Source organism: Streptomyces orinoci, from assembly GCF_003121295.1.
GTDB classification, from domain to species: domain Bacteria; phylum Actinomycetota; class Actinomycetes; order Streptomycetales; family Streptomycetaceae; genus Streptomyces; species Streptomyces orinoci.
On record NZ_PHNC01000003.1, the window covers coordinates 49,509 to 68,520 of the forward strand.

At 71.0% G+C, this 19,012-nt stretch carries 16 protein-coding genes and 2 pseudogenes; 15 read left to right on the plus strand and 3 right to left on the minus strand.

The features are described from left to right. Positions 1-8 precede the first annotated feature (8 nt). From CV755_RS00315 to CV755_RS00350, 8 genes are read left to right on the plus strand one after another with little or no spacing between them, the layout of a single operon-like run. Complete coding sequence (locus CV755_RS00315; protein ID WP_206608374.1) at positions 9-1,550, plus strand: lipopolysaccharide biosynthesis protein; 1,542 nt, start codon at positions 9-11, stop codon at positions 1,548-1,550. Further along, on the plus strand, positions 1,547-2,410 hold the full coding sequence (locus CV755_RS00320) for a class I SAM-dependent methyltransferase (protein WP_109278060.1): 864 nt from the start codon (positions 1,547-1,549) through the stop codon (positions 2,408-2,410). Before CV755_RS00315 ends, CV755_RS00320 begins: the two co-directional genes overlap by 4 nt. Continuing rightward, entirely contained in the window at positions 2,410-4,431 is a 2,022-nt protein-coding gene (locus CV755_RS00325; RefSeq protein ID WP_206608375.1) for a glycosyltransferase, read from the plus strand. Before CV755_RS00320 ends, CV755_RS00325 begins: the two co-directional genes overlap by 1 nt. Then, a complete protein-coding gene (locus CV755_RS00330; protein WP_109278062.1) occupies positions 4,428-5,714 on the plus strand; it encodes an O-antigen ligase family protein in 1,287 nt (428 codons plus the stop codon). The genes CV755_RS00325 and CV755_RS00330 overlap by 4 nt, the downstream gene beginning before the upstream one ends. Continuing rightward, the gene (locus CV755_RS00335) at positions 5,711-6,679 is read left to right on the plus strand and encodes a glycosyltransferase family 2 protein (protein WP_109278063.1); all 969 of its coding nucleotides are present in this window, start codon (positions 5,711-5,713) and stop codon (positions 6,677-6,679) included. The genes CV755_RS00330 and CV755_RS00335 overlap by 4 nt, the downstream gene beginning before the upstream one ends. Continuing rightward, entirely contained in the window at positions 6,667-7,896 is a 1,230-nt protein-coding gene (locus CV755_RS00340) for a glycosyltransferase family 4 protein (RefSeq protein ID WP_109278064.1), read from the plus strand. Before CV755_RS00335 ends, CV755_RS00340 begins: the two co-directional genes overlap by 13 nt. After that, entirely contained in the window at positions 7,893-9,983 is a 2,091-nt protein-coding gene (locus CV755_RS00345; RefSeq protein WP_109278065.1) for a hypothetical protein, read from the plus strand. Before CV755_RS00340 ends, CV755_RS00345 begins: the two co-directional genes overlap by 4 nt. Beyond that, entirely contained in the window at positions 9,980-11,764 is a 1,785-nt protein-coding gene (locus CV755_RS00350; RefSeq protein WP_109278066.1) for a DUF4012 domain-containing protein, read from the plus strand. The genes CV755_RS00345 and CV755_RS00350 overlap by 4 nt, the downstream gene beginning before the upstream one ends. Positions 11,765-12,128: 364 nt before the next feature. On the opposite strand, the gene CV755_RS34445 is transcribed toward CV755_RS00350, so the two are convergent. Continuing rightward, the gene (locus tag CV755_RS34445) at positions 12,129-12,329 is read right to left on the minus strand and encodes a hypothetical protein (protein WP_161968563.1); all 201 of its coding nucleotides are present in this window, start codon (positions 12,327-12,329) and stop codon (positions 12,129-12,131) included. Between the two features lie 64 nt (positions 12,330-12,393). Here CV755_RS34445 and CV755_RS37030 point away from each other — a divergent pair, with 64 nt between their 5' ends. Next, complete coding sequence (locus tag CV755_RS37030) at positions 12,394-13,086, plus strand: transposase (protein WP_364854026.1); 693 nt, start codon at positions 12,394-12,396, stop codon at positions 13,084-13,086. A 4-nt stretch (positions 13,087-13,090) separates the two neighbouring features. Then, positions 13,091-13,510, plus strand: a pseudogene (locus tag CV755_RS37035) (transposase family protein); the annotation flags it as partial. Here CV755_RS37035 and CV755_RS35465 read toward each other — a convergent pair. Both CV755_RS35465 and CV755_RS00365 read right to left on the minus strand, forming a co-directional pair. Further along, positions 13,511-13,729, minus strand: a pseudogene (locus CV755_RS35465) (FAD-dependent monooxygenase); the annotation flags it as partial. Positions 13,730-13,845: 116 nt separating this feature from the next. After that, the gene (locus CV755_RS00365) at positions 13,846-15,222 is read right to left on the minus strand and encodes a hypothetical protein (RefSeq protein WP_153068545.1); all 1,377 of its coding nucleotides are present in this window, start codon (positions 15,220-15,222) and stop codon (positions 13,846-13,848) included. A 516-nt stretch (positions 15,223-15,738) separates the two neighbouring features. Here CV755_RS00365 and CV755_RS00370 point away from each other — a divergent pair. From CV755_RS00370 to CV755_RS00390, 5 genes are all read left to right on the plus strand, one after another. Next, complete coding sequence (locus tag CV755_RS00370; RefSeq protein ID WP_109278070.1) at positions 15,739-15,960, plus strand: site-specific integrase; 222 nt, start codon at positions 15,739-15,741, stop codon at positions 15,958-15,960. A gap of 80 nt (positions 15,961-16,040) precedes the next feature. Beyond that, positions 16,041-16,874: a HipA family kinase gene (locus CV755_RS00375; RefSeq protein ID WP_109278071.1), complete on the plus strand. Its 834-nt coding sequence runs from the start codon at positions 16,041-16,043 to the stop codon at positions 16,872-16,874. Next, positions 16,871-17,278, plus strand: a complete 408-nt coding sequence (locus CV755_RS00380) for a DUF3037 domain-containing protein (RefSeq protein WP_109278072.1) — start codon at positions 16,871-16,873, stop codon at positions 17,276-17,278. Before CV755_RS00375 ends, CV755_RS00380 begins: the two co-directional genes overlap by 4 nt. Positions 17,279-17,435: 157 nt before the next feature. After that, a complete protein-coding gene (fabG, locus tag CV755_RS00385; RefSeq protein ID WP_109278073.1) occupies positions 17,436-18,197 on the plus strand; it encodes a 3-oxoacyl-ACP reductase FabG in 762 nt (253 codons plus the stop codon). A gap of 19 nt (positions 18,198-18,216) precedes the next feature. Continuing rightward, complete coding sequence (locus tag CV755_RS00390) at positions 18,217-18,978, plus strand: SDR family oxidoreductase (RefSeq protein WP_109278074.1); 762 nt, start codon at positions 18,217-18,219, stop codon at positions 18,976-18,978. The last annotated feature ends 34 nt before the right edge of the window (positions 18,979-19,012 follow it).

Genomic DNA, 19,012 nt, shown 5'->3' on the forward strand with positions numbered 1-19,012 from the left:
CCTCCCGGGTGGCACGCAACGCCGTCAGCCTCTGCACGGCGCGCATCATCACCGCGGCGGCCGGTGCGCTCACCCTCCCCGTGCTCTACGGACGCCTCGGTCCGCGCCAGTTCGGGGTGTGGGCGGTGCTCAGCGGTGCCATGGCCGTCCTCGCGCTGATGGACATGGGCCTCGGCTCGTCACAGGTCCGCGAGGTGGCCCGGGCCGTGGGCGGGGGAGGCCACCGCCGCGCCCGCGCGGTACTGGGGCTCGGTGTGCTGTGGGCCGTGGGCTTTGGGGCGGTGCTGGCCGCCGCGACCGTGTGGTGCTGGCCCTGGCTGGCGCGCGGATTCCACCTGGGGGAGCTCAGCGGCCGGGCCCGCGACGCAATGCTGCTGTTGCAAGGGGGCCTTGCGCTGGACAACCTGGCCATCCCCTGGCAGGCGGTTCTGGAGGGCCATCAGCGGTACGCGGTGGTGGCTCGGGTCAATGGCGTCTCGCTGACCTGCGGAGCGGGCCTGGCCGTGCTGATGGTCCTGCGCGGCGGCGGGCTGGTGGCGCTGGGCGCCGCCTCGGTGGCCACCAGCGCGGTGCGCGGCCTGCTGCTGGTGCTCGCCGCCCGCCGCTGTGCTCCATGGCTCGCCCCCGGTCCGCGGGCCATCCGCCGGGAGGACCTGCCGGCCGTGCTCGGATACGGCGCTCGGGTACAGCTGTCCAATGCCGCGGCGGTCATCAACAGCGAGACCGACCGGCTGGTGCTGGCGGGGTTCACCACGCCCGGCACCGTCTCGGGATTCGACCTGGGAAACCGCCTGGTGAACATGGCGCGCCTGCCTGTGGAGGCGCTGCTGACCACGCTCTTCCCTGCGGCGGTCACCACCGCCTGCGCCGCTTCCCGGGACCGGCTGGACCGGCTCTATCTGCGGATGACCCGGTGTCTGTCCCTCTATGCCGCCGCGGCGACTACGGCACTGGTGGTGTCGGCGGACCCGCTGGTACGCCTGTGGCTGGGCCTGCGGGTGCCCATGGCCGCCCCCACCGTCGCCCTTCTCTCGATCGGCTGCGGGGTCAACCTGCCCGGCGGTGCGGCGGCCACGGTGACCCGGTCGGAGGGCCGCCCAGGCCGGGAAACCCGGTATGCGCTGGTCGCCGCCTGCCTGAACATCATCCTCACACTGCCCTTGCTGAAGCTGTGCGGCCCCACCGGAGTGCCGTTGTCCACCGCGCTGGCCGCCTCGGCCGCCACCGGCTACTTCTTTGTCCACTTCCATCGCAGTTCCGGCCGGCCGATGGCACCGCTGGTGCGCATCATGCTTCCGCCGGCCACGGCCGGTCTGTTCGCCGGCACGCTCACCTGGGCGGCCGCCGGACACCTTCCCGACGGCCCCGGGCGGCTGAACGCGGCGCTCGCGGTGGCGAGCCGCAGCGCGCTGGCCTTGGCAATCATGACCGGGGTCCTTGTGGTGCTGGGCTTCTTCGAGCGCGCCGACTGGGTACGGCTGCGGGCCCTGGCCTCCCGGCCGCCGCGGCCGCATGACACCGATCACCAACTGGAACGGAGAAACCGGTGAAAGGGCCGCTGCACGGAGACACCTGTCCGGTCTGCGGCAAACCGCCGCAAGCCCAGCCGATGCTGGACGGCGTGCTGCACCGGTGCCGCCACTGCGGCTTCGCCTGGACCGCGGCGACGACGGAAAGCGGTGAATCCTCCGCGCGGCTGTACACCGCCGAGTACTTCGATTCCGGCGGCTACCGTGACTACTTCCGTCACACCGCCCAGTGGCGTTACGAGGCACGCCGCCGGCTGCGCTGGCTGCTGTCGGCCACCAGGCCCGCGACGCTGCTGGAAGCGGGCGCGGCGGGCGGATTCTTCCTCGAAGCGGCTCGCGCGGCCGGCATTGTGGTGCGCGGGGTCGAGACGTCGGAAACCTGCGCGCGCTACGCCAAGGACCATCTGGGCCTGACGATCTGGCACGGCACCTTCGAAACCGCTCCGCTGGACGATCCCGTGGAGGCCGTCTGCGCGTTCCATGTGCTCGAACACGTCGATGACCCAAGGGAGTTCCTCATCACCGCCAGATCGGCGCTGATCCCCGGCGGCTGGCTGGCCATCGAGGTGCCGAACATCGCTTCGGCCGCCGCGCGACGGCAGGGGCGCTCCTGGCCCTGTCTGCAACCGGAGTACCACCACTGGCACTTCGACCGGCAGACCCTGGAGACGCTGCTGACCACGTGCGGCTTCCGGACCGAGGCCATCGGCACGGTGTTGCCCCACCACTACACCAGACCCCGCCACCTGCTCCGCCCGGCCGCCGCATCCACGCTGGTCACCAACTGGGCGGCGTGCGGGCCGTTCCGTTCCACACATCCGCGCCTGGGCGACTACGTGCGCGTACTGGCCCGGCGCCCGGTACGAAGGCGGTGGCCGTGATGAACGTGGAGGTGTCCGTACTCATGGTGAGCTGGAACACCCGCGAGGAGACGTGGCGCTGCCTGGATGCGCTGCCCGCCGCGGCCGCCGGGGTGCGCTATGAGGTGATCGTCGTCGACAACGGGTCGCGGGACGGCTCGGCCGAGATGCTGGCCGCCCGGGACGACGCCCGCGTGGCGCGCAATGCGCGGAACCATGGGTTCGCGGCGGCCGTCAACCAGGCTTGCGCATACGCGTCCGGAGAGCTGGTCCTGCTGCTCAACAGCGATGTGCGGATGCACCCCGGCGCGCTTGCGACCCTCGTACGGTTTCTGCGCGAGCGGCCGGAGGCGGCCGGCGTGGCACCGCTGTACCTCAACCCCGATGGCACCCTTCAGCGGCACTATATGCGGCTGCCTACGCTCGGCCGGGCACTGGCGCTGGCCACCGCGCTGCGCAAACTGCCGTGCTTCCGGCGGGAGATGCGCCGGTACCTGATGACCGGGGAGGACTTCACCGCGCCCCGTCCGGTGGAACAGCCCTCGGCGAGCTGTCTGTTGCTGCGCAGCGACGCCTTTCCCGGACACCAGGTGCTCGACGAGCGGCTGCCGGTCTACTTCAATGATGTCCTGCTCGCCCATCAGCTGGCGGTTCGCGGGCGGCGATTGTGGATGACGCCCCAGGCGGTGGTGACCCATACCCTGGGCGCCTCCACCGCCCTGCTGGCCCCCGCCGTCCGTGCCCGCATCCACCTGGCCGGACTGGTCCGCTATCTCCGGCTCACCCAGCCCGGGTGGCGGGTGGCGGTGTTCCAGGCGGTCACGTTCTGCGACCGGGTGGCGCGGCGACTGCTGCGGCTGGGTGGCCGGCTTTCCCTGCCGGAGCTTTGTGCGGCGCTACGCGGCGACGGTGGCCCGCTTCCGGACGGTGACCGCCGCGACTGGGTCATCATGTTCAGCGGCGTGGGCTGGTCGGTGGGTTCCCACCGGCAGCACGCACTGGCCCGCGAAATCGCCACGGGCTACCGGGTGTTGTTCGTCGATCCACCGCCGCGGCGGCCCCGCTGGCGGTTCACGGTACGGCCGGCCGCACCGTCGGTGTGGCAGGCCGCACCGCCCGCAGTGCTCCCCTTCGGACGCCATCTGCCGTTCGCCAACCGGGTCAACCGCCGGGTGGCCGGCGCATATGTGCGCCGCTGGCTCGACCGGCATCCCGGGCGACGGGTGCTCTGGCTGGACGAGGACCTCGCCGTGCGGGCGGCCGGCCGGCTGGGGGAGTACGCCACGGTGTACGACGTCGCCGATCTGGACTGGACGTTCACCGGTCCCTGGAACCGGCGCCACTTGCGGCAGGCCGCCCGGACCGCGCTGCGTGTCGCCGACCTGGTGCTGGTCTCCTCACCCGCGCTGCCCGAGCGGCTGCCCGCCGCCCGGCACGCGCCCGTGCTGCTGCCCAACGGCTGTGATCCCGACCTGTTCGCCGTGCGGGGCCCGGTCGCCGACTGGGTGCTCCGGCTGCCCGGGCCACGGCTGGGCTATGCCGGCGCGGTGGACACCCGGGCGTTCGACGGTGAACTGCTGGCGGCCGTGGCACGGCGCCACCCGGAGTGGACGTTTGTCCTGGTGGGGCCGTCCACCAGGGCCGGTAGCCAAGCGGTGCGCGATATGCCCAACGTGGTCCGGCACGGCCCGGTCCGCCTCGCCGAGGTCCCCGCGATCCTGCGTGGCTGCGATGTGTGCCTGCTGCCGTACCGGGTGGGCGGCCTGATCGACTACGTCCAGCCGAAGAAACTCTATGAGTATCTGGCCCTGGGCAAACCGGTGGTGGCCACTTCGCTGCCCGCCCTGACCGGTCTTGAGCCCGGTCTGGTCCAACTGGCCGCCGGTCCCGAGGCCTTCGGCGCCGCCATTGAACAGGCCCTGACCGGCCACCCCGCACACCGGACGGCCCGCAGAGCGGCGGCGGAGGCCAACAGCTGGTCGGCGCGCGGAGAGAAGCTGCGCGGTCTCCTTGTGGGTCTCGCGGAGGGCGGGCCGCGATGAGGCCGGCGCCAGCTTCCCTCGTCGCCGGCGCCGCGCTGGCCGGCCTCGGTGCCATGACGATGGCGCTGCTCCCGGGGCTGCCCGGAATCCTCGCGGTCGGTGCCCAAGTCACCCTGATCACCTTTGTGTTGTGGCCACATGCGATCCTCCCCGTGGGCATCGTGGGCGGGACGGCGGCCTCCGGCATGCTCGCCGTCGGCCGGGTCGGCCTGATCGTCGCCGTGCACTCCGGCATCCTCGCCACCGGCTGCCTGGCGCTGCTGCTGCGCCGTGCCGCGGGGCACGGTACGGCGTCCCGGGCGCGTACCGCGGCCGACGGGCCGATGGCGGTGCTCACCGCCTTTGTACTGGCCGGCGCGGTGTACGGGCTCGTCCAGGGCAACGCCGGTCACCGGATCGCGGTGGCCGCCTATGAGTTCGCCGTCATCCCCGCCTACTACTTCCTTGCGACCCGTACCCTCGGCGAGCCACGGGCATTGGCGAAGGCATCGCACTGGTACCTCGCCGGGACCACCGTGCTGGCCGCGACGGAGCTGACGGCACCAGGGCGGCACGGTGGGCTGCTGTCCACGCTCGCCCTGCCGCCACTGCTGGTGGCCGTCGCCCGTAGCCGGGGGTGGCGGCGGGCCGGACTGGTCGCGCTGACCGCCGTCATGGGCACCGATGTGGTGCTCGCCGCCTACCGGGCGGTCTGGCTGGCGGCGGGGATCGCCCTGGTGCTGATGCTGGTGCGCTGCACCGGGGCGGTGCGCGGCGCCGTAGCGGCGGCCATGGGCATCGGCGCCGTGCTGCTCCCGCTGACCGTTGCCGCCCTTCCCATGCTGCAGCAGCGGGCATCGCTGGTGGGGGAGGAGTTCGAGCAGTCCTCCGGTTACCGGCTGCCCGAGGCGGCGATCGGCCTGGACGTCTTCACCGCCCATCCGTTCCTCGGTGCGGGGACCGGACAGGTCACTCCTGGGGTGTTCGTCCCGGACTTCGGCGTCACCACGGTCGGGCCGGTCTACCACGTCTTCTATGTGATGATCCTGGCCAACACCGGCCTGGTAGGGCTGCTGCTGATCCTGCGGCCCCTGCTACGGGCGGTGCGGACCGGACTGGCCGCGACCGACCCCCAGGCCATCGCCTTCGCTGCGCTCACCTGCGGTTTCATGGCCGCCGCGGGCTTCGCCGGGCCCACCGACGGCCACTGGGAACTCGGCCTGCTGCCCGCCCTCACCCTGCTGACCGGCCGCCGGGCCGCACAGCCGGCCCGACCGCACCTCTCTGCGAGGAATTCGCCATGAACGAGACGGAGGCCACCGCCGTTGTCGTCACTCACAACTCGGCTGCCCATATCGCCGATTGCCTCACCGCGCTGCGCCGGTCGGGCGCGGAGGTGCGAGTGGTGGACAACGCGTCCCGCGACGGCACCCCCGACCTGATCGCCACCGCCTTCCCCGAGGTCACACTGATGACCAACACGGTGAACAGGGGCTTCGCCGCCGCCGTCAACCAGGCTCTGGCGGGGGTCAGGACCGATGTGGTGATCCTGGTGAACCCGGACTGCGTCATGCCCCCGGTCACCGCGCACGCACTCATCCGCACGGTGGGCACCCAGCCGCAGGTGGGCATCGCCGGGCCGCGCATCCTCGGCCCGGACGGCCGGACGGCCGGCAGCGCGCATCCCTTCGAGACCTGGTTCTCCGTACTGGCCGGCCGGTTCGGGGGCGGTCTGCTGCCCGCCGGGCTGTGCCGGCTGCTCGGCGGCAGGCAGCGGCGGCGAATCCACGACGCCTGCCTGGAGCCCGGCCGCCCGGTCGCCGTGGACTGGGTCTCCGGGGCCTGCCTGGCCGTACGGACCTCTCTGCTGCGTGAGCTCGGCGGCCTCGACGAGAGCTACTTCATGTTCTACGAGGACGAGGAGCTGTGTCTGCAGGCATGGCGGCGCGGGGCGCAGGTGCTGTACGTGCCTGCGGTCCGTGCCACCCATGTGGGCGGGGCCAGCAGCGCCGCCGACCCCACACAGGTATGGCCATATCTGTACGACAGCATGCTGCGCTTCTTCGCCCGGCACCGCCGCCGTAGCCATCCGGCGGTGCGGGCCGTGGTGCTGCTGCGCGCCGCCATCGGGATCGGCCTGGCGCTCATCCGCCTCCCCCGCCACCGCGCCACCGCCCTCACTCGTGCCCGGGCCTGGTCGCGCGTGGCGCGGCTCGCGGCCACCTCTCGCACCTCACCACCCAAAGGACAGCAGTCATGCGCATCCTGATCACCGCGGTCGGCAAGCGGACCGAGCACTGGACCAGTCTTTTCACCGAGCTGACCGACCGTCCCGGCACCGAGGTCACCGTGCTCGCCGCCGATATCTCGCCGATCACCGTCCGGGCCCTTGGTGAACTGTCCCGGCAGCACGAGAACTTTCGCTTCCAAGTGGTCCCGCACCTCATCGGTGAGGAGCGCAGCGGTCATATGGCATCCGTGCTGTTCGGTCCGGGCGCCGGGAGACGGGTGCGGAGCAAGCGCCCGGACATCGTGCACATCATCGGCGAGGCCGCCTATCTCTCCACCTGGCAGGCGATCCGGATGCGCGACCGCCGCTGGCCGGGCACTCCCGCCACCCTGTACGCCGCCCAGAACATCGTGATGCGGTTCCCGTTCCCGTTCCCCCTGCTGGAGCGGGAGTCCTACCGGTCGATCAGCCACGCGTTCCCGATCACCCCGTCCGCGCTCGGCGTGCTGCGGGCCAAGGGGTACCGCGGGCCGGCCACCGTGATTCCCCTGGGGGTGGACACGGATCACTTCCGCCCTGCCGCCGGGCCGCGGACACACCCCTTCACCGCGGGATTCGTCGGCCGCCTCGAACCCCACAAGGGCATCGGTGATCTGCTGCGGGTGACCGAACTCCTCGACTGCCGGCTGCTGCTGGTCGGCGACGGCAGTCTGCGCGGCCTGGTGGAGAAGGCACAGGCCGACCGCCCCGGCAAGGTCCGGCTGCAGCGATGGGTCGACCATGGCGAACTCCCCCGTCTGCTCAGCCAGATGCACGTGGTGGTGCTGCCGTCGCGGGAGGTCGTCCAGCGCAACGTCGTTCCCTGGGTCGGCATTCCGCTGCGGGAGCAGTTCGGCCGAGTCCTGGTCGAGGCGATGGCCTGCGGCGTCCCGGTCGTCGGCAGTGACACCGGCGACATCCCGCATGTCATCGGAACGAGCGGACTGGTTTATCCCGCGGGTGATACCGCGGCCCTCGCCGAGTGCCTGTGGCGACTCCGCGACGACCCCGCTCTCGTGGCGCGGCTCTCGCTCAGCGGTCGTACCCGCGCCTGCCAGGAGTTCAGCTGGCGCGGTATCGCCGACGCGCTGCTCGCGGTGTGGCGGGGCCTTACTGCCACCGGCAACGCTCCCGCTCCGGCTCCCACGGCGGCCTCGCCCCTGGAACGCACCGAGCCTTCGGCGACGGGCCCGGACGGCGAGAGGAGCGACAGGTGAGGCTGCTCCGTTTCCCCGCCGCGCTGCGCGGCCTCGGCCTCAGGGCAGGGGTTCCCCTGCTGGCCCTGTGTTCCGGGATGGGCTGCGCGAGCATGGTGACCGCGATGGCCCCGTCCACCTACCAGGCCATGGCCTCGGTGCTGGTCACCGCCGACAGTCACGGTTCACGCGAGCACGATGAGAACCCCCAGCCGAACCTCGCACAGAGCCTGATCCCGACCGTGGTCCGGCTGGCCCAGTCCGACACCGTGGCCCGTGCCACCGCGGCCGAGGCCCACCTGCCCACCGGCCAGGTCACCGGCCACGTCAGCGCGGACGCCCAACCCAACGTCCAGATCATCACGTTGAAGGCCACCTCGCCAACCGCCGCCAGAGCTGCCGTCATTGCCAACGCCATGGCCCGAGTGCTCAGTGCGCAGCTGCGGCACCGGCCGCTGGGCGGTGACTCCTTCCTGCGCGCGCAGCAGTTGGACCAGGCGACTCCCGCAGTCCAGCCGGTGGAGCCAAAGCCACTTGTCAACCTTGCGCTTGGCGGGGTCATCGGCCTGTTCGCCGGGCTCGGCCTGGTCTCATTTCACCGCGCACGCGACGACCGGCTGTACTCGACGGCGGATGTGGAGTCCGAACTCGGCACCACCGCCCTGGCGGGCATCCCCGGCGTCTTTCCGTGGCTGTCGCGGCGCGGAGTCCGCGAGGTCTACGACCGCGCCGCGGTCGGCAATTCGGTGCGTTCCGCCGTGGCCATGCTCACCGCGGCCTCCCCGGACTCGTCCTGTCGGCGCCTGCTGGTGACCAGCGCGCGCAACGAGGACGGCAAAGCCATGCTCACCGCCCTGCTCGCGCTCGGTCTGACCGAACAGTATGAACACGTGGCCCTGGTGGAGGGGCAGTTGCACCAGCCCGACCTCACCACGCACTTCCCAGGGCCCCATCCACTCACCGTGCAGGAGTGGCTTGTCACGGGAACCCCGCCGGGCCCCACCGTTCCCCTCGGCGAGCCACGGCTCACGGTGATCCCAGGTGAACGGACCGATCCCCAGCACAGCGCGGCACTCTTCCGCGGCGATGCCTTCCCCCACGTCCTCGACCGGCTCGCCGAGCACAGCGATGTGATCCTGATGCACGCCCCGCCGGTACTCGGCAGCGCGGACTTCGCCGCCCTCGTCCGTCACGCCGATGTGGTCGTCCTGGTCGTCCAGGCGGGCGTGACCCGCGGCCGCGAGGCACAACGCGCGCTACGAGTACTCCAGTTGCTCGGAGCACGGGTCGCAGGGGTAGTGGTCACAGATGCCGCCGAAGGAGACCAGCGGGCCCGCAAACGCGCACTGCCCGAAGAGGGATCGCCCGGCCGGGACAAGGCGCAGCCGCAGCACGCTTTGCCGCGGCCGGCGGCCCCCCGTCCCGCCCCGCCCTCAACTCCTCCACCAGGGGCGATCGGCTCCGGCCCGCCCCCTCCCCCACAACGGACCAGCCCCCCTCCCGAAGAGTCCGAAAGGAATCCAGCCATGAGTAATCAGCAGTCCGTATCCACCGTCGTCAGGTGTCGCGGGGCGTCCCTGGCGGTCCTGGCCGGCGCCGTCCTGGGCATTGTGCTGGGCAGCCCCGCACTCGCCGACACCGCCCAGAACCCCGGGAGCCCGGCCGTGGCCGCCGCCTATCCGCCCCCTACCTGTTTCGCGCAGGTGAGCAGCACCACGGTTGTGGCGGGCGGCCAACTCACCGTGTCCGGCAACTGCTTCCGCCCGGGATCCGGGGTCGCCGTCAAACTGGACACCAGGCGCCTCGCCATTGTCTCCGCCGACGCCGGCGGAGTCGCCACCGCCACCGTGACCATCCCGGCCGACACCGGTGCCGGTTCGCACATCATCAGTTTGAGCGGGGTGCGATGCACGGGGGTCCCGCTGGTGGAGTCGGTCCGGATCCAGGTGGTGGCCCGGATGTCAGCCGCTCCGCGCCACACCGGTGACAACCACACCGCCACACCGCTTGAGGTGGGCGGAACGGCCGCGACCGCGGCGGTGGCCGGCGGCGCCGTACTGCTGCGGCGCCGCCGACGTGGCGGCCACCGCGACGGAGCTCGCGGATGACGGACACACCAGGCAGCCGGCCCGACCGCCGCAGGCGGCGCCGCCTGCTGGCCGGGCTGGCTGCCAACACCCTGATCACTCTGGCCGGCGCCATCTGGCTGGTGGTGACCGGCCACGCGGCCGAGGACGACCTCACCGCCGTACGCGCCGCGGCCGACCGGCTTCAGGCCGACCTCCTCGCCTGCGATGTACAGGGCGCGGTGCGGGAATCCGCGCTCATGCGGCGCTGGGCCGCCTCCGCCCGGCGCGCCACCTCCGGGTTCGTCTGGGACGGCATGGCGCGGCTGCCTGTGGTCGGCCGACCGGCGCGTACCGTGCAGGGGGTGGCCGTAGCCGTCGATGAACTCACCCGCACCGTCCTGCCGCCGCTCACCGATGCCGCCCGGGTTTTGGGGACGCGTATGGCACTCACCCCCGGCGGTGCGGTGGACCTCGCCGCCGTACGTGCGGTGGCCGGCCGGCTCACCGACGCCGCGTCCCATATCGCCGTCATCTCCCGGGAGTTGACCGACCTCCCGGACCATACCGGCATTGACCGCATCGACCGGGGCAGAGCCGAGCTGATGCGGCAGACCAGCCGGCTCGAACAGGTCACCAGCACCTCGGCCACCGCCGCCCGCCTGGTGCCCCCGATGGCGGGAGACGGCCGCCCACGCCGCTACTTCTTCGCTCTTCAGACCAATGCCGAGGCACGCGGCAGCGGCGGCCTCGTCGGGGCCTACTCCGTGCTCGCCGCCGACCAGGGGCGGCTTGGGTTCGAGCGGTTCAGTGCCGACGACGCCCTGCCGGCGGCGGCCGAGCCGGTCGTCCGCCTCGGAGCCGACTTCGACCGCCGCTACGGAGCGGCCCACAGTACCCAGCTGCTCTCCGAATCCAACCTTTCGCCCAACTTCCCGTATGCCGGGCAGATCTGGACGGGGCTGTGGCAGTCCCGGACCGGCGAGTCGCTCGACGGCGCCATCGCCAGCGACCCGGTGGGGCTCGCCGATCTGCTCGCCGTCACCGGACCCGTCCCCGCCCCCTCCGGCGGCCTGCTCAGCGCCGACAACGCCGTCGCCTACACGGAACGCGATATCTACGCCCGCTATCCCGACACCTCGGCACGCAAGCGAGCCCTCACCGAGATAGCGCAGTCCGTGGCCACCGCGCTCACCCGCCAGCGGCTGACGACCCCCGCGGTGTTCAAGGCTCTCGCCGCCATGGTTGACGACGGCCGCCTTCAGGTCTGGAGCAGCCATCCGGAAGAGGAGGCGCTGCTCTCCAGGACCGCGATCGGCGGGGTCCTGCCGGACACCTCCCGTCCGTTCGCCGAACTGGTCGTCAACAACGCGGCGGCCGGCAAGCTGGATTTCTATCTGGCCCGCCGGCTGGAGTACCGGCTGGGCGGCTGTGGGAACGGCGGCCGTCCCGCCACCGTCCGCATCCAGCTGACCAATTCCGCACCGCGGACCGGGCTGCCGGACTATGTGGTGAACCGTGGCGACGACCCGGGCCATCCCCATGCCCGCGGCTCCGACTTCTCCTGGGTCTCCTTCTACGCCACCCACGGGGCAGAACTGGTCGGCGCGGACCTGGACGGTCATCCGCAACTTCTCGCGGTGGACCAGGAAAGAGGTCATCCCGTCTTCTCCGCGGCGCTGGAAGTCCTTCCGGGTCAAACCAGGGTCCTCACCTTGCATCTTGATGAACCGGCCAAGGACGCCGCGCCGTTGACGCCCGTACAGCCCCTTGCACAGAGACAGACCACCGTCGTCATCGCGCCGCCCTGCACAGACCGCTGACCCGGGCTGTCGCGGTGAGCCGCCGATTCCGGGGTGCGGTCCTGATTCGCCGCCGTCACGGCATCGACTCGTGCAGGTGGACGCACTGGCCCGCGCGGCCACGCGCACACGCCGGAGAACTCGTATCCGGGTCCCCGAGGATTCCGCTCCTGTCCTGGTCCTGGGGCCCCCGCTGGGTACCACATGGCACAGGTCGCCGGAAGCGTCTTCTGGCGTCCACGTGGCCTAGGCCGGGGCTGTTTGCGCAGGGACTGGGTGGGCCGGCCTTACCAAACGGGATCCAGTAGAAGCGGCATTGCTGATTGCCGCCGGTGGCATCTCGGTACCACTTGACGATGAACTGCTGGCCCTTCCTGACCGCGGCTTACTTCACCGGACCGATCCGGAACACGGTCAGGGGGCCGAGCTCCAGGTCGGGAAGGTCGAGCCAGGAGAGGTCCGAGGGCGTGACCGGCGGCGGCCAGGGGATGCCCCAGCGCAGGGACGGGCGGTCCGGGAGCCCCCAGTGCACATCCAGCGACCAGCCTGGGCGGCCGAGACCGCCGCCGGAGAACTGCCAGTCCACCGTGGGCCACCAGCCGCGCAGGCCGCCGATCCACTGGTTGAGCCGGTCCAGTTGCGGCTCGCCAATGCCGGAGCCGAGCGGTCAGCGCGAACCCGTCGAGAGCGAAGCCGTCCCAGCTCTCCAACAGCTCCCCGATGAACGGCAGATCGCCCAGCCACGCCCTCAGTCCGTTGACGCCGGGCAGCGCGACCTTGCCCCACTCCGGCCCCAACGGCAGCCCGGCGAACACCAGCCACAGCCACTCCGAGGTGGCAACCAGCTCGAAATCCCCCACCGCCAGGTCCAACCGCAGCCGGGCAGGCCGGGGAAGGCGGGAGAGTCGATCGGCACGGTCGGCACCGTGAAGTCCAGACTCAAGCCACCCAACGAGAAAGACAACGACGGCAGTCGAGGTAGAGGCGGCAGTACCCCGGTGTCCGGCACCGGGATACGGAAGCCCGCATCGGGGAAGTCCGGCGACGGCCACCCCGGACAGCGGGAGAAGGCGAAGCGGACGTCCGGACCGGGCCCATCCACGCCGCCGGCCTGCGGCCGGCGCAGCCCGATCCCCGAGAGCGTAAACCGTCCGGGATCCAGTTGCGGGAACCCGGGCTGCCAGCCGGTCTCCGGCATAGGGGCGTTCGGACCGATCCCTGACCTGCGCAGCTACTTCAACGCGGCGATGTGGCGGTTCCGTACCGGCAGCCCCTGGCGGGATGTGCCGGAGAGCTACGGCCCCTGGTCGAGGATCTACGACCGGTTCCGGATGTGGGCGTGAGGAGGTCTTCCAGCCCCTCATGGACGCGATGATCGCCGAGGCGGCGGCCCGCGACGACGTCGATCTCAGCCTGGTCGGCGTGGACTCGACTGTTGCCCGCGCGCATCACCACGCGGCGGGCATGGTGGTCGAGCCCGAGCGGGAACAGCGCCGCGCCGTGCGCCGACGCCGTAGGGCCCGTCTGCGTGCCGCCGAACCGGGCCGATCCCGGGGCGGGCTGACCGGCAAGGTCCACCTCGCCGTCAAGGTGCGTGTCCCGGTCGGCCGGCTCAGGACCCGGCCGGACGCGGTCGCCGGCGACAAGACGTACTCCTCCCGTGCCAACCGCGCCGACCTGCGCAAACGCACCATCAGGGCGGTGATCCCGGAGAAGAAGGACCACGCCGCCAACCGCAGGAAGAAGGGACGCTCCGGCGGCCGCCCACCGGAGTTCGTCCACGTACACACCGGTGGCTCGTACCTCGTCGCCCACGCCCAGGGCGTCGAGCGCATGGAAGACGTTGGCCGCCGGCTGGATGCCCGCGCCGAGTTCGGTGAACTCGGCGCGGCGTTCCAGGACGTGGACCCGGTGGCCATGGCGGGCGATGGTGAGCGCGGTGGCCAGTCCGCCCCCGCCACCACCGGCGATCACAAAGTGCGACACCGGGGGAGGCTACCGCCCCGGCCGGAGCAGCGGCACCGTCAATCCCGCCACTGCCATCGGCTCTCCAGCCGGGTTCCGTGGTCGGCGAGTTACGGCGGCCGGCGGCCGCCCGCCCATCAGCACGGGGTGTTGCCGGTATTCGGGTCGATGGTGAACAGCCATCCGGCGTCGCCGAGTCCGAACAGGCAGGTGCCGTCGTAGTCATATCCGTAGTCGAGTGTCCGGCCGGCGTTGACGGTCGGGTGCGAGTCGGGATTGGGGAAGCCACCGCATGTGGTCTGGGTGTTCCAGTCGAAGCAGAGCGTCTGTCCGGCGTACCCGACGTCAAGAGTCCAGAACGGGAAGTACGAGCGCAGGTCGCCGCCGACCGTGACCGTCGTCGGGTTCATGGTGATGCCCGCGGCGTGTCCGGTCGGATAGATCGCACCAAGGGTTCCTGGTGGGCTGACCGGATTGCCGTTGAAGTCAAAGCAGTTGACGACGGCATTGGTGGAGGTGTCGGCGTTGCCCACGCTGGCGCAAGTGCCCACCGCTGTTCCGGTGTTGTCGTAGTCGGTGTAGACGGCGTCGGCGAGGGATGAGTGGGAATTGCCGATCGGCTTGGGGGTTGTCCACCCGGCGCAGGCGGTGTTGGTGGAGGGATCGAAGCAGTTCAGCACGAGGGGGTTGGTCGAGCTGACGTAGATCTTTCCATTGACCGCCGTCATCGTGCCCGAGTAGTCGTACGGTCCGGTACCGGCGGCGGCATTGTCGGCGGGGATGCCAGTGCTGTAGGGCTGGCCGGTACAGGGACCCAGCGTGGTGGTGTCCAGGCAGAGCACCTGTCCGGTGGTGGAGACCCCGTACAGCTTGGCGTTGTTCAGGACGAGTCCGGTCAGGCCATTGACGTTCGCCGTGCCGGGGATGTTGGTCAGACGTTGGAGGGGGAAGTAGGTGCAGTTGGCCTGGCGTGCCAGGTCGACACAGCCGACGCCCACCGACCCGTGGGGGAAGCCCGGGAGCGACGATGTCGTCAGCGCCGGGTAGAACAGCAGGCTGCCCAAGTGCACGAACAGCGGCTCCCGAGTGGTGGAGATGTTCCCGGTGGGGGGATCGCCCAGTGGCGACTCCCAGGTGTTCAACGGTTTGGGCCACGCGGTCGGGGTGCCGTCGGCAAGGGAGCAGGGCTGACCGGTGGCGAGGTCGGTGCAGTACACCTTGGGAGCGGTGGTCGGAACATAGCCGTGGTGGGCGATCTGCCATACCTGGGGCCGGGTGTGCCCTGGCGGGGTGTAGAGGATGGGTGTGAACCCGTCCAGGTTGGTGGCAATGGGTGACGGCAGATCCGCTGCCATTGCCGGAGCGGACGCGGTGAGGGGCAGGGCCGCGGCTGTGAGGATGAGCACGGCAGCCAGCCGTACGTGGGCACGTCGGCGGAGGGAACGGGAGCGGAGCTGCCCAGCGGTGGAGGGGAAGCAGGTTAAACCGGCGGCGATGATTCCCATCACCGCCATCACGCATAGGGTGAGCGACCCTAAAGCTCTAGCCATGATTACCGCCTTGGCTCGGGATACTTGGCGTCAAGCTAGCGAGGGCCCCAGAGCCGGGCGAGCACCCGATCGGGTGACGCGGCATCGCACCACCCCGTGCCGCTGAGCAACCGTTTGTGTTCGAGCAGACCTGAATGGACGGCACGGTCGAGAAGCTACGGCTGGCTTTGCGACGGCTCCTTGACGCTGTCGCCCCGCCACCGTGACCGCCCGGTCGGCTGCCTTCCGTGTGCCGGATGACCGGCGGCAGCCGACGCCGGAGCGGTGGCTGCTCCGATCTCCGTGCACCGGATCGATGCGCGCGGCGGGTGGCGCTTGATCGCCCGCCAAGTTACGACAGGGTCCTGGTTGCGTGTAAGGCCGCCCGTCGAGACGTACTGCATCTGGAAACCTGCGCCGGCTGCGGCCGGCATCATCCCGCCACGCCCAAGCGACGCGAAACCCTGGCAGGGGGAGGCAGCGCCGAAGGACGGATTCCATGTGCTGCGGCACACCTACGCCTCTCTCATGCTGGAGGCAGGGGAGTCCGTGGTGACCTTGGCACGCTGGCTCGGGCATTCGTCACCGGCCATCACGCTCGGTTACTATGCTCACTTCATGCCGGAGGCCGGAAGCAAGCGTCGCACCGCCATCGATGGGCTGCTGGGGAGACAGGGGGATCAGGATGTCAGCCGAAACTCCCCAGATTCTCCCCAGGGCTGATTGGCGCCCGACTTCTCCTCTCGCCTTGGTCGGCCTCCACCGTCAAACTTCAAGGCTGAGAAGCAGGATGGCCTGGGAAAATGCTGCCAGAAGTAACTGCGACCCGCTATGTCACGCCCCTGCGTGAGGGCGGCTCACTGCCCGGCATCGTCGAGGCCGACGATCTCGGTACCTATGTCATGAAGTTCACCGGCGCCGGCCAGGGCCGCAAGACCCTGGTCGCCGAGGTGATCTGCGGACAGCTGGCCCGTCGGCTGGGGCTGCGGGTGCCCGAGCTGGTGCGCATTCAGCTGGACCCGGTCATCGGACGCGGCGAGCCCGACCCCGAGGTTCAGGGACTGCTCAAGGCCAGCGGCGGGCTCAATCTGGGCATGGACTTTCTGCCCGGCGCCCTGGGCTTCGACCCGCTCGCCTTTGAGACCGACGCCGCCGAGGCCGGGCGGGTGGTGTGGTTCGACGCCCTGACCGGCAATGTGGACCGCTCCTGGCGCAACCCCAACCTGCTGGTCTGGCACGGCGAACTCTGGCTGATCGACCATGGCGCCACCATGATCTGGCACCACAACTGGCCCACCGCGGCGGCCGCCGCCGACAAGGGGTACGACGCCTCCGACCACGTCCTGGCCACCTTCGCCCCGGACCTCGCCGCCGCCGCGGCCGACCTCGCCCCGCGCATCACCGAGGAGCTGCTCACCGAGGTGGTGTCCGATGTGCCCGAGGAATGGCTGGCGGATGAACCGGGCTTCGACGGACCGGAGGCGGTACGCCGGGCGTACGTCACCACACTGCTGCGCCGGGCCGCCGTCATCGGCGACCGGATCACCCTCGGCGAGCGCAGCCAGGACAAGCCCTCACAGGCCCCCGAGTGGGTGCGGGTCAGGTTGAACAGGAACACCGGGAAGTCGGCACGATGAACGCGAACACCACCACACAGCACAACGGCCGCGAGGTCTTCGAGTACGCCCTGCTGCGCATCGTCCCCCGGGTGGAGCGCGGCGAACAGATCAACGCCGGTGTCGTCGTCTACTGCCAGGCCCAGTCCTTTGTGGCGGCCCGGGTTCACCTGGACGAGGCCCGGCTGCTGGCGCTCGACCCCACCGTGGACCTGGCCGGGGTACGGGCCGCGCTGCACGCCGTGGAAGGCGTCTGTGCCGGCGGCGAGCGGGCCGGGCAGGCGGCCTGTGACGATCCGGGCCGCCGGTTCCGCTGGCTGATCGCCCCGCGCAGCACCGTCGTCCAGCCCGGACCGGTGCACTCCGGCCTGTCCACCGATGTACGGGGCGAGCCGGAACGGCTGCTGGACCTGCTGGTCAGATGAACCGCGGTCGGTCCCGACAGCGCACCGCCGCCGGGGCGTTGACAGCCGGTGGCGGTGCTTCTAGCGTCTGATCGCCGACGCTACTGAGCAGTTGCTCACCTGCCGCCTTCCGCCGGTGGGCAACGGCCGAGCCGCCTTCGAGGTGAGGAGTACCCGCATGTCCACCACCGAGCAGCGCGTAGCCATTGTCACGGGCGCGGCCCGTGGCATCGGCGCCGCCACGGCCATGCGCCTGGCCGAGGAGGGCCGCGCGGTCGCCGTGCTCGACCTCGACGAGGCGGCCTGCGCGGACACCGTGGAGCGGATCCGGGCGGCGGGCGGCACCGCGCTCGCCGTCGGCTGCGATGTCTCCGACGCGGCCCGGGTGGACACCGCCGTGGCCCGCGTCGCCCAGGAGCTGGGCCCGCCGGTGATCCTGGTGAACAACGCCGGAGTGCTGCGCGACAACCTGCTGTTCAAGATGAGCGAGAGCGACTGGGACACGGTGCTGGGTGTCCATCTGCGCGGCGCCTTCCTGATGTCCCGCGCCTGCCAGAAGCACATGGTGGACGCCGGCTTCGGCCGGATCGTCAACCTCTCCAGCAGCTCCGCGCTGGGCAACCGCGGCCAGGCCAACTACTCGGCCGCCAAGGCCGGTATGCAGGGCTTCACCAAGACGCTCGCCATCGAACTGGGCAAGTTCGGCGTCACCGCCAACGCGGTCGCCCCGGGCTTTATCGCCACCGATATGACGGCCGCCACCGCCGCCCGGGTGGGCATGGACTTCGAGGAGTTCCAGGCGGCGGCCGCCAGCCAGATCCCGGTGCAGCGGGTCGGGCAGCCGGCGGATGTGGCCCATGCGGTGGCCTTCTTCACCGGCGAGCAGGCCGGTTTCATCTCCGGCCAGGTGCTGTACGTGGCCGGCGGCCCGCTCGGCTGACAAGGGAGAACGGACGCAGATGACAGCACCACAGCAGGCGGACAGCGGCCGGGTCGCCCTGGTCACCGGCGCCAGCCGGGGCATTGGCTACGGCATCGCCGAGGCACTCGTCGCCCGGGGGGACCGGGTGGTGATCACCGGCCGCAATGAGGAAGCCCTGGCAGAGGCGGTACGGCGGCTCGGCCCGGACCGGGCAATGGGCGTACCGGGCAAGGCACATGACGAGGCGCACCGGGAACAGGCGGTGCGCCGGGCCATGGAGAGCTACGGCCGGATCGACTACCTGGTCAACAACGCCGGTACCAACCCGGTGTTCGGCCCGATGGCCGAGGTCGATCTGGGCGTGGTCCGCAAGGTCTTCGAGACCAATGTGGTCTCCGCCCTGGGCTTCGCCCAGCACACCTGGCGGGCCTGGCAGAAGGACAACGGCGGGGCGGTCGTCAATATCGCCTCGGTGGCCGGCCTGGCCGCCTCGCCCTTTGTGGGCGCCTATGGGATGAGCAAGGCCGCGATGATCAACCTCACCCTGCAGCTGGCCCAGGAACTCGCGCCCGGCGTAAGGGTCAACGCCATCGCCCCGGCGGTGGTCAAGACCAAGTTCGCCGCCACCCTTTACGAGGGACGGGAGGCCGAGGTCGCCGCGTCCTACCCACTGGGACGCCTGGGAGTCCCCGGGGACATCGGGGGAGCGGCCGCCTTCCTGCTCTCCGAGGAGGCGGCCTGGGTCACCGGCCAGACCCTGGTGCTGGACGGCGGGCTCTTCCTCAACGCCGGATTCTGACCCCGCGGCCGGACCGTTGTCAGTGGCCGCCGGT

Excerpts from the sequence above, each read along its gene's own strand:
- CV755_RS00335 (WP_109278063.1), top strand. The coding sequence starts at position 5,711 with ATGAACGAGACGGAGGCCACCGCCGTTGTCGTCACTCACAACTCGGCT.
- CV755_RS00375 (WP_109278071.1), top strand. The coding sequence starts at position 16,041 with ATGCTGCCAGAAGTAACTGCGACCCGCTATGTCACGCCCCTGCGTGAG.
- CV755_RS00365 (WP_153068545.1), bottom strand. The coding sequence starts at position 15,222 with ATGGCGGTGATGGGAATCATCGCCGCCGGTTTAACCTGCTTCCCCTCC.
- CV755_RS00340 (WP_109278064.1), top strand. The coding sequence starts at position 6,667 with ATGCGCATCCTGATCACCGCGGTCGGCAAGCGGACCGAGCACTGGACC.
- CV755_RS00380 (WP_109278072.1), top strand. The coding sequence starts at position 16,871 with ATGAACGCGAACACCACCACACAGCACAACGGCCGCGAGGTCTTCGAG.
- CV755_RS37030 (WP_364854026.1), top strand. The coding sequence starts at position 12,394 with ATGCCGGAGCCGAGCGGTCAGCGCGAACCCGTCGAGAGCGAAGCCGTC.
- CV755_RS00390 (WP_109278074.1), top strand. The coding sequence starts at position 18,217 with ATGACAGCACCACAGCAGGCGGACAGCGGCCGGGTCGCCCTGGTCACC.
- CV755_RS00325 (WP_206608375.1), top strand. The coding sequence starts at position 2,410 with ATGAACGTGGAGGTGTCCGTACTCATGGTGAGCTGGAACACCCGCGAG.
- fabG (WP_109278073.1), top strand. The coding sequence starts at position 17,436 with ATGTCCACCACCGAGCAGCGCGTAGCCATTGTCACGGGCGCGGCCCGT.
- CV755_RS00330 (WP_109278062.1), top strand. The coding sequence starts at position 4,428 with ATGAGGCCGGCGCCAGCTTCCCTCGTCGCCGGCGCCGCGCTGGCCGGC.
- CV755_RS00350 (WP_109278066.1), top strand. The coding sequence starts at position 9,980 with ATGACGGACACACCAGGCAGCCGGCCCGACCGCCGCAGGCGGCGCCGC.